At 71.4% G+C, this 13,913-nt stretch carries 10 protein-coding genes; 8 read left to right on the top strand and 2 right to left on the bottom strand.

Going from position 1 to position 13,913, the window contains the following annotated elements:
• Positions 1-13: 13 nt before the first annotated feature.
• Positions 14-715 carry a ribonuclease HII gene (locus J7E88_RS00355; protein ID WP_215176016.1) on the top strand — a complete coding sequence of 234 codons (702 nt, stop codon included), beginning with the start codon at positions 14-16 and terminating at the stop codon, positions 713-715.
• 82 nt (positions 716-797) lie between these two features.
• Positions 798-1,418, top strand: a complete 621-nt coding sequence (locus J7E88_RS00360) for a hypothetical protein (protein ID WP_215176018.1) — start codon at positions 798-800, stop codon at positions 1,416-1,418.
• 76 nt (positions 1,419-1,494) lie between these two features.
• Here the strand turns inward: J7E88_RS00360 and J7E88_RS00365 are convergent, their stop codons facing one another.
• Both J7E88_RS00365 and J7E88_RS00370 read right to left on the bottom strand, forming a co-directional pair.
• A complete protein-coding gene (locus J7E88_RS00365; protein ID WP_215176019.1) occupies positions 1,495-2,124 on the bottom strand; it encodes a hypothetical protein in 630 nt (209 codons plus the stop codon).
• A 223-nt stretch (positions 2,125-2,347) separates the two neighbouring features.
• Positions 2,348-4,519, bottom strand: a complete 2,172-nt coding sequence (locus J7E88_RS00370; protein ID WP_215176020.1) for a RecQ family ATP-dependent DNA helicase — start codon at positions 4,517-4,519, stop codon at positions 2,348-2,350.
• A 111-nt stretch (positions 4,520-4,630) separates the two neighbouring features.
• Between J7E88_RS00370 and J7E88_RS00375 the strand changes: the two genes are divergently transcribed.
• The 6 genes from J7E88_RS00375 (at position 4,631) to J7E88_RS00400 (ending at position 13,838) form a co-directional block, all read left to right on the top strand.
• Positions 4,631-6,127, top strand: a complete 1,497-nt coding sequence (locus tag J7E88_RS00375; RefSeq protein WP_215176022.1) for a DUF4192 domain-containing protein — start codon at positions 4,631-4,633, stop codon at positions 6,125-6,127.
• 232 nt (positions 6,128-6,359) lie between these two features.
• On the top strand, positions 6,360-8,303 hold the full coding sequence (locus tag J7E88_RS00380) for a glycogen debranching N-terminal domain-containing protein (RefSeq protein ID WP_215176023.1): 1,944 nt from the start codon (positions 6,360-6,362) through the stop codon (positions 8,301-8,303).
• Positions 8,304-8,399: 96 nt separating this feature from the next.
• Complete coding sequence (locus J7E88_RS00385) at positions 8,400-9,164, top strand: NUDIX domain-containing protein (RefSeq protein ID WP_215176024.1); 765 nt, start codon at positions 8,400-8,402, stop codon at positions 9,162-9,164.
• 891 nt (positions 9,165-10,055) lie between these two features.
• Positions 10,056-10,943 carry a FadR/GntR family transcriptional regulator gene (locus J7E88_RS00390; protein WP_215176025.1) on the top strand — a complete coding sequence of 296 codons (888 nt, stop codon included), beginning with the start codon at positions 10,056-10,058 and terminating at the stop codon, positions 10,941-10,943.
• 339 nt (positions 10,944-11,282) lie between these two features.
• Entirely contained in the window at positions 11,283-12,839 is a 1,557-nt protein-coding gene (locus J7E88_RS00395) for an RNA polymerase sigma factor (protein WP_215176026.1), read from the top strand.
• Between the two features lie 156 nt (positions 12,840-12,995).
• Positions 12,996-13,838: a serine protease gene (locus J7E88_RS00400; protein WP_215176027.1), complete on the top strand. Its 843-nt coding sequence runs from the start codon at positions 12,996-12,998 to the stop codon at positions 13,836-13,838.
• The last annotated feature ends 75 nt before the right edge of the window (positions 13,839-13,913 follow it).

The following is a 13,913-nucleotide window of genomic DNA, read 5'->3' on the forward strand; positions in this document are numbered from 1 at the left end:
CCTTGCTGGCGCCATGCCGTACGAACCACCTACTCACGCAGTCGAGCGCTCGATCCGGGCAACCACCGGCGCCAAGATCGTCGCAGGCGTCGACGAGGTCGGCCGCGGGGCATGGGCAGGACCGGTGACCGTCTGCGCGGCGATCACCGGACTGCGCAGGCCGCCCGACGGGCTCACCGACTCCAAGCTGATCACCCCGAAGCGCCGCACGGAGCTGGCGGTCCGGTTGGAGTCCTGGGTTACGGCACATGCTCTCGGTCATGCGTCTCCCGAGGAGATCGACGACCTGGGGATGACCGCCGCACTGCGGCTCGCCGCAGTCCGGGCCCTCGCCGCTCTGCCGGTGCGCCCCGACGCCGTCATCCTCGACGGCAAGTACGACTACCTGGGAGTGCCCTGGCGAGTGCGTACGGTGATCAAGGGCGATCAGTCCTGTGTCGCCGTGGCCGCCGCGTCGGTGATCGCCAAGGTGCGCAGGGACGCCATGATGGCTGAGCTGCAGGGGGAGTTCGCCGTCTTCGGCTTCGCCGACAACGCCGGTTACCCCTCACCCGTGCACAAGGCGGCGCTGGCGGAGCTGGGGCCCACGCCGTACCACCGGCTCTCCTGGGCCTATCTGGACGCGTTGCCCAAGTGGCGGCACCTCAAGAAGGTCCGCCTCTCCCCGGAGGCGGCCGCACTGGAAGACGGGGGCCAGCTCGGCTTCGACTTCTGACCGCGTCCCGCCAACGCCCGGGTCGCTCTTTTGTACCCACCCGCCGATGCCATCGGCACCTGCATTTGATAGACATCCACCCATGCCTCTCATCCCCGAGGAGCCTCAGATTCACGAGAGCGCCCAGGGTCCCCGCGTGACACCGGCCGCAGGCCGCACCGCGCCGACCCCCCGTCCCGTACCCGGTCCGCGGTCCGCGGCCTCGCCGCGTCCCGGACACCCGGGACCTGGTCCGGCCAGGCCCGCGCCCCCCGCGCCGCGCCCGTCGGCGGCCGCCGGGAAATCCCAGCCGCCCCGGAAGGAAAGTCGTTCCGGACCGCAGATCCAGCTCATCCCCGCTCCGGCGGACGGTGCCCTCGACGCCGCAGGCGAGGCGGTCGACCTGCTGCTCGACTCCGGGCGTGCACCGGGCGACATCCTGGTCCTCAGCACGGGCGAACTGCATCCGTGGGCGGCTCACGAGCTGTCCTTCGGCGAGTCCGCCTACTGGGCCCAGCACGACGCCCGTGACGACGTCTTCTACGCGGCCGCGGCCTCGGTCGAACGGGCATCCGCCCGTCCCGTGGTGGTCGTCGCCGTCAACGGCGGCGTTGACGACTCTGCCGCACACGCATTGCCCGCTGCCGTGGCCAAGGCCTCGGCGCTCCTGATCGTGTGTGGTGATCCCGAGCGGATCAACAGCGCGATCGGCGCTGGTGTTTGAGACTGCTCAGCAGTCGCGGACCCATGGTCCGGTCGTGATCCGGCTGCCCTGATAACGGGCAGCCGGTGGATGACCGTCAGCGGGCTGCGGTGCGCCGCAGCGCGTCCACCGCTCCGCCTGCCGTGCGCAGCGGGACGGGATCGCTCTCCAGACCGGCATCGGCCAGACAGCCAGGGGCCGAGGTGGAGTTGGGCCGGCGGCCGCCACGGCCTTCACCCAGCACCTGCCAGCCGCCACCAGTGAGCGTGATGTACGCACCGCAGCGCAGCCCGTGCAGCGTGCAGGCGTCGCGCAGCCCCCACATCCAGGCCCCGTCCTCCTCCGTCCAACGCTCGTCGCCTTCACGGCAGTAGAGCAGAATGGCGGTGCGCACAGGGGTGCGCCGGCGCAGGTCGTGGGGGATGACGCGGCGCAGGTGAGCCAGTAGGGCATTGCGGAACTCCCAGCCGTCCACAGGCGTCGAGCGCCGGGAGAACGACGCGCTCGCGGCCAGGCGCTCCTCGTGATCGAGCACGGCGACGACGGCGGTCGCCGGTGCCGGACGGTGTCGGGCGTGCAGCCCACTGACCACCTCGCGCGGATTGCGCAGCAGCGGAATTCCGGCTGCCGCCCACTCGGCGGGCTCCAGCAGCCGAGCGAGGCGGCTGGCCGAGTTGGCCGTCGCAGTGATCGAAGTGGCTGCGGACGAAGCGAATCCGAAGGTCACGGTCCTCCCTTCGCATACGCGCCCACAGTGCGGGCAGGGTCGGGTGAGGGCGCACCACGACAGGACCCTCAGAGCCGAACAGGCCTGCGCGGGGAGCAGTTCAATTCTTCCTGGCGCATGAGGATGCGGCAACGAGCAATTCGGCGTGACCGACGGGAATCGGCGGGTATGAGACTCATATCCTTCCCTTCTTCCAGACATCCACGCGTCGCCACCGTCCGCGTCAGGACTGGACGGCAAGGACCAGCGGAAACACGCCCTTTGCCCCCGCCCGGCGCAGCAGCCGCGCGGCCACCGCAAGAGTCCAGCCGCTGTCCGAGCAGTCGTCGATCAGCAGCACCGGGCCGTCTACGCCTTCAATGGCCTCCGCGAGCTGCGGCGGAACGACGAACGCCTCATGAAGCGCCCGGACGCGCTGGGCGCTGTTCGTGCGGGAGAAACGCGACTCCAGAGCCTCCGGTGCGTACTCGACGGAGCCGAGCAGGGGCATCCGCCCGACCTCGGCGATGCGTCCGGCGAGCGAGCCGATCAGCACGGGCCGCGAACGGGATGCGACGGTGACGACCCCCGCCGGCCGCGGGGGAGCGTCGTCGGAGCCGGACGCCCAGCCGCCCGGTCCCCTGGCCCAGTCGGCGAGCACGCTCACCACGGCGCTCGCCATGTCGTCGGGCACCGGAGTGTCCGGCGCCTGCGGCGAGACCATGGGCCGCAGGCGATTGCCCCAGCCGATGTCCGACAGGCGCCCGAGCGCCCGTCCTGTGAAGGCCTGCTCGCCCTCCGGGATACGGCCCTTCAGGCTCACGCCGACGGCGGCGAGACCCGTCGGCCACATCTTCCGCGGCTCCAGGTCGACACCCGGCCGGCCCAACTCGCCGCGCGCCGCGTCCAGCGCCGCCTCGGAGACCTTGTCACTGAACCGCGCGCCGGAGCAGTTGTCACAGCGGCCGCACCGCGAGGCCTCCTCGTCGTCCAGCGTGGTCCTCAGGAACTCCATCCGGCAGTCCGTGGAACGCACATAGTCCCGCATCGCCTGCTGCTCGGCCTCGCGCTGGCGAGCCACCCAGGCGTACCTCTCCGTGTCGTAGGACCACGGCTGTCCGGTCGTCGTCCAGCCGCCCTTGACCCGGCGCACCGCGCCGTCCACATCGAGCACCTTGAGCATGGTCTCCAGACGAGTGCGGCGGAGCTCGACCAGCGGTTCCAACGCGGGCAGCGACAGCGGCCGGTCGGACCGCGCGAGCACATCCAGGGTGCGCCGCACGAGCTCCTCCGGCGGGAAGGCGACCGAGGCGAAGTACTGCCAGATCGCTTCGTCCTCCTTGCCCGGCAGCAAAAGCACCTCCGCGTGGTCGACCCCGCGGCCCGCCCGGCCGACCTGCTGGTAGTAGGCGATGGGGGAGGAGGGAGAGCCGAGGTGCACGACGAACCCGAGGTCGGGCTTGTCGAAGCCCATGCCGAGCGCCGACGTCGCGACAAGTGCCTTCACGCGGTTGGCGAGGAGGTCGTCCTCGGCCTGCTGACGGTCGGCGTTCTCCGTGCGGCCGGTGTAGGAGGCCACAGTGTGGCCGCACTGGCGCAGATATGCGGTCACCTCCTCGGCCGCCGCCACCGTCAGGGTGTAGATGATCCCGGACCCGGGCAGCTCACCGAGATGATCGGCGAGCCAGCCGAGACGGTGCGCGGCATCAGGAAGCTGCACCACGCTCAGGCTGAGGCTTTCCCGGTCAAGAGGGCCCCGCAGCACCAGAGCGTCCGTTCCCACGCCCGTGCCCAGCTGCTCGGCGACATCAGCCGTCACCCGGGCATTGGCCGTGGCGGTCGTCGCGAGCACCGGCACGCCTGCGGGCAGGTCCGTGAGCATCGTGCGCAGCCTGCGATAGTCGGGCCGGAAGTCGTGTCCCCAGTCGGAGATGCAGTGCGCCTCGTCCACGACCAGCAGGCCGGTGGCTGCCGCCAGCCGGGGCAGGACCTCATCACGGAAGTCCGGATTGTTCAGCCGCTCGGGGCTCACCAACAGCACGTCGACCTGTCCCGCCGCGATCTCCGCCTGGACGGTCTCCCACTCCTCCGTATTGGAGGAATTGATCGTCCGGGCCCGGATACCCGCCCGGGCAGCGGCCTCGACCTGGTTGCGCATCAGCGCCAGCAGCGGTGAGACGATCACCGTGGGCCCGCTGCCGGCCGCCCGCAGCAGGGACGTGGCGACGAAGTAGACCGCGGATTTACCCCAGCCGGTGCGCTGGACGACCAGTGCCCGGCGCTTGTCGGCAACAAGCGCCTCGATCGCCCGCCACTGGTCCTCCCGCAGGCGGGCGGAGCCCGAGGGATCACTGACGAGACGGGCGAGTACGGCATCGGCGGCGGCCCTGAGCTCCGCACGGTCTGCGTTGGTCATGCCCCCATGCAACCCGATGGCACCGACAAAGCGCGAACCAGCGGCCGGGCCTGTGGACAAAGTTATCCACAGGGGTCGCGGCAGACTGCTGCTCCGCGAGACGGTCCTGCCATGAACAAGCACCACGACTTCGCCGCCCGATCCGCCGACGACCAGCAGATCACCCTGCGCAGCCCTGCCGAACTGGCCGACGCACTCCCGTACATGATGGGTTTCCACCCGAGCGACTCGATCGTGCTGGTCGCCCTGCACGGCAGCCGAGGGCGGTTCGGCGGACGGCTCAGGCTCGGCATCCCCCGCGCGCCGCGCGAATGGGAGCCGGTGGCGCGGCAGCTCGCCGAGTGCCTGATCCACGGCAGCGAGCGCCGGGGGCCGCGCCCTGACGGGATCGTCGTCTTCCTCTGCCAGGAGCCGGCGGACGGCGAGGGCGGACTGGATGTGATGGACCGGCTGCGCCCGCTGGCCCAGCGACTGCGCACCGCCTGCGGCGCACTCGAGGTCCCCGTGTACGAGGCCCTGTGCATCTCCGACGGCCGCTTTTGGAGCTACTGCTGCCCCGACGTGCGCTGCTGCCCGCCCGGCGGCACGCCACTCGCCCTTCCGGGCACATCGGTGATGGCCGCGGCCGCCGCCTATGCCGGCATTCAGGTTCGGGGCAGCCTGAGCGAGATGGAGGCCCGGCTGATGCCCTGGACCACTGGGGAGGCGAGGGAGCATCAGCAGCGGGCCCTGGACCAGGCCGGCACGGCCCTCGTGCCCCGGATTCTGGACGAGGAGGGACGACGGCAGCTGGCCGCGGACACCCTGGAGCTGGCCCGGGGCCTGCTGGATCGGCTGGCACAGACCCCGCAAACACCGCAGAGCCCGCGGACGGCCGCATCCGGCGAGGCCGACCAGGTGGACGACCGGCTCGTCTCCCACCAGGAGGCAGCCGAGCTGATCCTCGGTCTCCAGGACCGCCGGACCCGGGACCGAGCCGCTCAATGGATGGAGGGCCCCGACGCCGTTCCCGCGCTTCGTCTGTGGCGCGCTCTGTCCCGGCGATGCGTCGGAAGCTATGACAGTCACGCCGCCGCGCCGCTCTCGCTCGCGGGCTGGGTGTCCTGGTCCCTCGGCGACGAGCCTGCGGCGCGGGTCGCCCTCGGTCTCGCCCTGCGCGCAGACCCGGAGTACGTCTTCGCACGACTGCTCCACCAGGCCTGCAACGAGGGCCTAGACCCCGAGACGCTGCGGCACTGTCTGCGCCAGGAACAGGACTGGCCCACGCCAGGTGACCAGCCGGCGGTCGCCGTCTCCCCGGCCGGACGTACGGCCGCCGGTGACCAGGACACCCCCGACCGGCAGGCATCGGCGGATCAGCCGGCTGCGGCGACGGCCGCCGAGGCGCAGCGCCCCCGTCACCGCCGGCGCTCCGCCCGGGTTCGTTCTGCCGCTCGTGCCGCTCGTGCCGCTCGTGCCGCTCGTGCCGCTCGTGCCGCTCGTGCCGCTCGTGCGCCTCGTGCCGCTCGTGGTCCCGCCGCCGGCTCCCGTAACGGCGCGATCGCCGGAGGGACCCAGGTGCGCGTGGGCAGGCGCAGCGGGCAGCGCGGCACCAGGAGTCGGCGATGACGCCCGTGACCTGGGAGCCCCGGCAGCCGTTCATCGTGGCGGCGGGCCGGTACGGCCCGTGCCGTCCCGCATGCAGCGGCTGTCCGACGTGTCAGGAAGGCGTGGCAGACCATCCATGGCCCCCAGTGCACCTCGCCGCCCGCCCCCGCCCGCAGGCCAGTTCTCCGGAGCCGGGCCCCGATCGCCGGCTCCGGTCCGCAGACCCGATCTGCCACCCCTGCACGAGGCCATCATGTGCGTCGCCCTGCCGTGCCTGGCGGTGTCGCCCCAGCACGGCCAGCTCAGCGGCAACGGAATCGAGGGCGTCTACCGGTCGGGCCGACGGCTGCTATCCCGCTGCCGGCTGCGCGTCCATGGCCGCGAACCACTTGCCCTGCAGGGCCGGTTGCTGTCCGCCGACGTCGCCGAGTTCCTGGCCGTCGTCCGTATTCCGTCCGAGAGCGGCCCTGACCCGGAGGTCGTCGTCGAACGGTCCCGCGACGCCCAGGGGACGGAGCGGATCACGCTGCGCAGTGCGGCGGCGCGCACACTCAGCTTGCCGGTCGAGATCGTCCTCGGCACGGATCTCGCGGAGCTGGGAGTCATCGCCGCAGGACGCTCCGGCCCCGAACTCCCCGCCAGCGTCCACGACTCGGGCCTGCTCTGGTCGGCCGGCCCCGACGGGGGCGGCGTCGGCGCGACCGTCACCGCGGACCCGGCCCCGCACGACGCACTCGCCTCCGCCGGAGTCCTGCGGTGGGACCTGGAGCTGCCTCCAGGGGCCTCACGCACCATCGAGCTGCGCGTGCGCGCGCGTGCCGCCCGCCACGGCACCGAGCCCGCGCCCGGCCTCTCCCGCCCGGCCGCCCGAGCCCTCGTCCCGGAACCGGGTCTCGAGTGCGACGACGACCGTCCGGCGGCGCTCGTCGCCACCGCCGTCGGCGATCTGCGGGGTCTGCTCGACCGCGATCCGGCGTACCCGGCGGACGCCTGTCTCGCGGCCGGGGTGCCGTGGCGCTGCAGGATGGCTCCCGCGGAGGCCTTGTGGGCAGCCCGGATGGTCCTGCCGCTCACCACCCGGCTCGCCTCCGCCACCCTGCGGAGCATCGCCCGCACGCAACGAACCGGTCCCGGCCCCGACTTCGGACACATCCCCGGTCCTCTCCGTGACGCCGGGCCGCACCTGCCCGCCATGTGCACGGGCACGGAGGCGACCCTGGCGTTTCCGACGGTCGTCGCGGAAGCCTGGCGCTGGGGTCTGCCCGAGCGGGACCTGGCCGAGTTGCTCCCGGCGGTGGAAGGGTGTCTCAAATGGCTGCGGCAGGCTGCCGGCGAGACGGTCCTGCTCGCCGAGCCGGGGACCCCCGGCTTCCACCGCTCCGAGACCCAGGCGCACGCACACCGGGCCGCGCTGCTGGGCGCCGATGTTCTCGAGGCCACGGGCCGCCCCGGAGCGGGGTTCTGGCGGGCATGGGCAGAACGGCTGCGGCAGCGATTCCGGGACCAGTTCTGGCTCGACGACCCGGGCGGTGGTCGCCCCGCCGCGGGCAGACTGCCCGGCGGCCGGCCCGTGCCGCAGATGGGAGCGGGGGCGGCGCACCTGCTCGACACCGGACTGCTCGGCGGCGGGAAGCACGCGGCCGGACTGCTCGACAAGGCGCAGGCCGAGCAGCTGGCCCGTCTCTTCGACAGCCCGGCACTGCATTCGGGCTGGGGGCTGCGATCGCTCGGAGCGAAGGAGCAGGGCCACAACCCCTTCGGCCACCGCTCCGGAGCGGTGCGGGTCCACGAGACGGTGGTCGCCATCGTCGGGCTGGCCGCCGCCGGGTTCGAGCACGAGGCGTCCTCTCTCCTCCGCGGCGTGCTCGATGCCTCCGACCGGTTCGGCCATCGGCTTCCGGAGATGTTCGCCGGAGTGCAGCGCGGGGCGGGCAGCAGCCCGGTTCCGCACCCAGCCGCGTGCCGGCCGGCCGCCCTGGCCGCGGCAGCCTCCGTCCGCCTGGCCGTCGTTCCGGCCGGGATCCGGCCGGATGCGCCCGGAGGGACCGTCGCATTGCACCCCATGCGCAGCGTGCCGCTCGGAGCCGTGCAGATCTCCGGGCTGAGCGTGGGCGGTGAGCCGTTCGCCGTTCGGGTCAGCAGGCTCGGCCTCGGCATGGTCGAGGAGGCCGGCGAGGGTCTGCAATTGGGGGTGTGACGGGAGAGGGTGGGATCCGTGCGAGCGGGTGAGGAAACGGGGGCAGGAGATGAGGAAGGGTGTCTTTATCGTCAGGCAGACGACTATGATCGCGGCATGTCTCCCTACGACCCGTCGGCCTATCCGCCCTTTGCTGTCACCGTCGACCTGGTCGTGCTCACTGTGCGCCGCCATGCCCTCTGTGCGCTGGTCGTGCGTCGCGGGGAGCCGCCGTTCCAGGGGCGGTGGGCGCTGCCCGGAGGGTTTGTCCGGGCCGAGGAGGACCTGGCTGCCGCTGCGGCGCGCGAGCTCGCGGAGGAGACAGGGCTGTGCGCCCATGACCCGTCGTCACCCGCACCGGCCAACGGGGCCCACCTGGAGCAGCTCGCCACCTACGGGGACCCCCAGCGCGACCCGAGGATGCGTGTGGTCAGCGTTGCGCATCTCGTCCTCGCCCCCGACCTGCCGGCCCCCCGCGCCGGCGGCGACGCGAACAGTGCCCGCTGGGCCCCGGTGGAGGATCTCCTCGGTCAGGAGAACGGATTCGCGCGCGAGGACGAGCAGCAGGGTCCACTCGCCTTCGACCACGCGCTGATCCTCGCGGACGGAGTCGAGCGCGCCCGTTCCAAGATCGAGTATTCGTCGCTGGCCACGGCCTTCTGCCCGCCCGAGTTCACGGTCGGGGAGCTGCGGCGGGTGTACGAGGCGGTGTGGGGCGTGGCCCTCGACCCGCGCAACTTCCACCGCAAGGTGACCGGTACGCCGGGCTTCCTGGTGCCCGCGGGCGGCACGACCACACGGCAGGGAGGTCGTCCGGCGCAGCTGTTCCGGGCCGGCGGGGCCACCCTGCTCAACCCGCCGATGCTCCGTCCGGAGGTCTGACCCCCGACTCGGACCGGGGCGCGGCAGCCAGAGGTCCTGGGGACACCCTGGAGTCGTCGACTGCGCAAGATGTCTGAAATGTCGCGCCGTTCTGCCGCCCAGCGTTTTCGCCGCCTGGCCCGATGTGCTGCCGCTGCCTCCCGTGGCGCTCGGCGCCGGGCTGATCGGGGTTGTCCTTCGGCGAGGAGTTCCGCCATCCCGCACTCGCAGCCGCGATTCGGGGCACCGTGCCCCAGCAGGCGGGACTGCTGTTGGCCGAACTCGCGGTGACGGCTGCCGCCGCCCTGCTGCTGGCGACTGTGGTGGTGGCAGCCGATGTCCAGGCTCTGTGCCTGGTCTAGGCGCCGACTTGGGCGTGTTGCCCGCGAAGTGGCCTCATTTCGCCGCGACTTGGGTGGGCCTGTGTGTTGGGCTGCGCCTGGGCAGGCCTGCTCGCCGTCGGCGTCTTCAGGGGCACAGCAGCCGGGGTTGCCGCGGTTCTGGCGGTGCCGGAGCTGATCGCGCCGCTCGTCGAGCTCGCGCTGCTGGTTCCGGCAGTTCGAGCGGTCGCCGTGACTCCCGGGCCGCTTCCACGGCATGGCCCGGGTGCGGCTGCCGCGTCAGCCGGAGCGCTGGTCGGCAGTGGCCCTGCAGGTGGTTGCGCAACAGGTCGGAGCAGCAACGGTGTTGTCATTGTCGGAACTGATTTGCGCATATCTGTTCATGGCGGTTCGGTGCAGAGCGCCCTGGTGATCAAGGCCGACCGGTTGGGGTCGGGCTGCTCGCAACTCCCCTGAGACTGCCCGATTCCTTACGATAAGGCGTCAATTGCGGGGTGGACGCCGATCACCCTTTCGTGTGCTTTTCACCAAAGACCTCAAGGGGCTTCGAAGCCGAGCCGACAAAGGATGCGTGAGTACCCTTGCGCACACCATGATGACCGCCGCCCGCCCCTCCGAGACCGGCCTCGCAGGCCCGGGCGAACTCGACCGATACCCCTACGCGGAGTCGCCGGGCGCCGACCGTGTCAGCCCTCCCTCCTGGGAGGGCGGGAACGCGGAGCTCGGCCGGGTCGCCCGCCGCGCGGCAGGCAACCGTGGCCGTGGTCTGCACGGTCAACTCGTCCAGCAGTTGGGACAGATGATCGTCTCCGGCGACCTCGGTGCCGACCGTCCGCTCGTCCCCGAGGAGATCGGCCAGCGATTCGAGGTCTCCCGCACCGTCGTACGCGAGTCGCTGCGCGTTCTCGAGGCCAAGGGCCTGGTCAGCGCCCGCCCCAATGTCGGTACGCGGGTGCGGCCGGTGAGCGACTGGAATCTGCTCGACCCCGACATCATCGAGTGGCGCGCCTTCGGCCCCCAGCGTGACGACCAGCGCCGGGAGCTGAATGAGCTGCGCTGGATGATCGAGCCGCTCGCCGCCCGCCTCGCCGCCGGCCACGGCCGCGACGACGTCCAGCAGCGGCTCGGTGACATGGTCGAGATCATGGGGCACGCCCTTGCCCAGGGTGACGGCCTCACCTTTTCGCGGGCCGACGCCGAGTTCCACTCCCTGCTCATCCAGCTCGCGGGCAACCGCATGCTGGAGCACCTCTCCGGAATCGTCTCCGCCGCCCTCCAGGTGTCCGGAGGGCCGGTCACGGGCTGTGACCATCCCACCGAGGCCTCGCTCACCTGCCACAGCCGAATCGTCGAAGCGCTCGCCTCGGGCGATTCGCAGGCCGCCGAATCGGCCATGCGGCAACTGCTCACGGTTCACCCGGACGTGGAGCGAGTGGTTCCTGCCCCGCGGGAGCACTGACCGCCTCGGCGGCCGGGGAGTGCGGAGGCGTACGCAGAAGGTGTCGCCGGATTCCACGGGGATCCGGCGACACGCTATGCGGCGAATGTCCCCATCTGGCCGTTTCACGGCATATGGGGTGTGACTCGGGCCACGCGAATTGGGCGTAACACTCCTCGAAACAGTGCGATGACCTAAGAGGTGACAGCCGAGGAGGGAATACAGCCGCCGTGAACGGCGCTGTGACAGCTCCGAGGTTCCGCCCGCGCCACCGGCACATCCGCAGCCCGGTGGTCGTCGGCTCCGGCCCGATCATGGGCGGGGCCGGAAGCCGTTTTCCATCGTTCCGAGAGGTTGTTCGTGTCGGCCAGCACATCCCGTACGCTCCCGCCGGAGATCGCCGAGTCCGAGTCTGTGATGGCGCTCATCGAGCGGGGAAAGGCTGATGGGCAGATCGCCGGCGATGACGTGCGTCGGGCCTTCGAGGCTGACCAGATTCCGCCAACCCAGTGGAAGAATGTTCTGCGCAGCCTCAACCAGATCCTCGAGGAAGAGGGTGTGACGCTGATGGTCAGTGCAGCGGAGTCGCCGAAGCGCGCCCGCAAGAGCGTCGCAGCGAAGAGCCCGGCAAAGCGCACCGCCACCAAGACCGTCGCCGCCAAGACGGCTCCGGCGAAGACCGTCGCCGCCACCGCGGCGCCGTCGGCCGAGACCGTCGACGTCACGGCCGACGAGTCGGCAGCCGACGCTCCCGCCAAGAAGACCGCCGCGAAGAAGACGGCGGCCAAGAAGACCGCGGCGAAGAAGACCGTCGCCAAGAAGACCGCGGCGAAGAAGACCGCGGGCAAGAAGGACGCCGACGAGGCCGTCGAGGGCGAGGAGCTGCTCGAGGAGGTCCAGCCCGGCGGCAAGGGCGACGAGGAGGAGACCGAAGGCGAGAGCAAGGGCTTCGTCCTCTCCGACGACGACGAGGACGACGCGCCCGCTCAGCAGGTCGCTGTCGCCGGTGCCACCGCCGACCCGGTCAAGGACTACCTCAAGCAGATCGGCAAGGTCCCCCTGCTCAACGCCGAGCAGGAGGTCGAGCTCGCCAAGCGCATCGAGGCGGGCCTGTTCGCCGAGGACAAGCTGGCGAACTCCGACAAGCTCGCCCCCAAGCTCAAGCGCGAGCTGGAGATCATCGCCGAGGACGGCCGCCGCGCGAAGAACCACCTGCTGGAGGCCAACCTCCGACTGGTCGTCTCGCTGGCCAAGCGCTACACCGGCCGCGGCATGCTCTTCCTGGACCTGATCCAGGAGGGCAACCTGGGTCTGATCCGCGCCGTCGAGAAGTTCGACTACACCAAGGGCTACAAGTTCTCCACGTACGCCACCTGGTGGATCCGCCAGGCGATCACGCGTGCCATGGCCGACCAGGCCCGCACCATCCGTATCCCGGTGCACATGGTCGAGGTCATCAACAAGCTCGCGCGCGTCCAGCGCCAGATGCTCCAGGACCTGGGCCGCGAGCCCACCCCGGAGGAGCTGGCCAAGGAGCTCGACATGACCCCCGAGAAGGTCATCGAGGTCCAGAAGTACGGTCGCGAGCCGATCTCGCTGCACACTCCGCTCGGCGAGGACGGCGACAGCGAGTTCGGTGACCTCATCGAGGACTCCGAGGCGGTCGTCCCGGCCGACGCGGTCAGCTTCACGCTGCTGCAGGAGCAGCTGCACTCGGTGCTCGACACGTTGTCCGAGCGGGAGGCCGGCGTGGTCTCGATGCGTTTCGGACTCACGGACGGCCAGCCGAAGACCCTGGACGAGATCGGCAAGGTCTACGGCGTGACGCGTGAGCGCATCCGTCAGATCGAGTCGAAGACGATGTCGAAGCTGCGTCACCCGTCACGCTCCCAGGTGCTGCGCGACTACCTCGACTAGGTCGTCACCGCACCTGCTGCCGGCATACGGCTGGAAGGGCCCGGTTCCCCGCGGGGAACCGGGCCCTTCGTCGTGCCCGGGCCCTGGCGAGGGTGCGGTCGACGGCACTCTGCACGACTCTGAGTGCACACAGTTCACGCAGAGTCAGGAGGCCGTATGCGTCGTCCCACTGTCCGAGGCCCGGCCGGAGTGCTGGCCCTCATCGCCGCTGCGGTCGTGGCACCACTGGTGATGCCCCGTCCCGCCGCCGCCGACAGCGTGGTCGTCGGCGGCTACGAGGTGCGGGCCCAGGACAGTCCCTGGGTCGTGGCGCTGTCCAGCCGTGACCGATTCGGCCCAACGCGGGCCGGACAGTTCTGCGGCGGCGTGGTCGTCGCGCCCACGAAGGTGATGACGGCCGCCCACTGCCTGAGCAATGCCGTGCTGGGCAAGGACGTGAGCGCGGTACGGGATCTCCGCGTCATCTCCGGCCGGTCGAAGCTCGACGCCGGCGGAGGGCGGGAGATCGCCGTGCGGTCCAGCCGGGTGTCTCCGGCGTACGAGCCCAACACCAACAGCGCCGACCTGGCGCTGCTCACCTTGGCCGAGGCCCTGCCGCAGGCCAGCGTGCTTCCGGTCGCGAAGGCGGGGGAGGCGGTGTACGAGACCGGCACCGGTGCCACGGTCTACGGCTGGGGCGACACGATCGGTGGCGGCCGCTACGCGCCCACGCTGCGCGCGGCACGTGTGTCCGTACTGCCGGACGACACCTGTGAGAAGGCGTACCCGGGCGGACTGGGCGGCCGGTACAAGAAGACCACCATGCTCTGCGCCGGGGACCCGCAGGGCGGCCACGACGCCTGTCAGGGGGACAGTGGGGGCCCGCTGATCGCGCAGGGGCGGCTCATCGGCATCGTGTCGTGGGGCAGCGGCTGTGGCCGCCCTGAGGCGCCTGGGGTGTACACCCGGGTCTCGACCGTCGCCCCCTCGATCGGGGACGGCGTCAAAGCAGCCCGGTGACCGTTGTCAGGGTCACCCTGTGAAAGCGGGCGGCCGCCCCCTGTGTCCAGGGGCGGCCGCCCGCTACCGGTCCTC

It is taken from the genome of Streptomyces sp. ISL-10 (assembly GCF_018614575.1).
Lineage (GTDB): Bacteria > Actinomycetota > Actinomycetes > Streptomycetales > Streptomycetaceae > Streptomyces.

Excerpts from the sequence above, each read along its gene's own strand:
- J7E88_RS00375 (WP_215176022.1), top strand. The coding sequence starts at position 4,631 with ATGAACAAGCACCACGACTTCGCCGCCCGATCCGCCGACGACCAGCAG.
- J7E88_RS00355 (WP_215176016.1), top strand. The coding sequence starts at position 14 with ATGCCGTACGAACCACCTACTCACGCAGTCGAGCGCTCGATCCGGGCA.
- J7E88_RS00370 (WP_215176020.1), bottom strand. The coding sequence starts at position 4,519 with ATGACCAACGCAGACCGTGCGGAGCTCAGGGCCGCCGCCGATGCCGTA.
- J7E88_RS00400 (WP_215176027.1), top strand. The coding sequence starts at position 12,996 with ATGCGTCGTCCCACTGTCCGAGGCCCGGCCGGAGTGCTGGCCCTCATC.
- J7E88_RS00380 (WP_215176023.1), top strand. The coding sequence starts at position 6,360 with ATGTGCGTCGCCCTGCCGTGCCTGGCGGTGTCGCCCCAGCACGGCCAG.
- J7E88_RS00385 (WP_215176024.1), top strand. The coding sequence starts at position 8,400 with ATGTCTCCCTACGACCCGTCGGCCTATCCGCCCTTTGCTGTCACCGTC.
- J7E88_RS00360 (WP_215176018.1), top strand. The coding sequence starts at position 798 with ATGCCTCTCATCCCCGAGGAGCCTCAGATTCACGAGAGCGCCCAGGGT.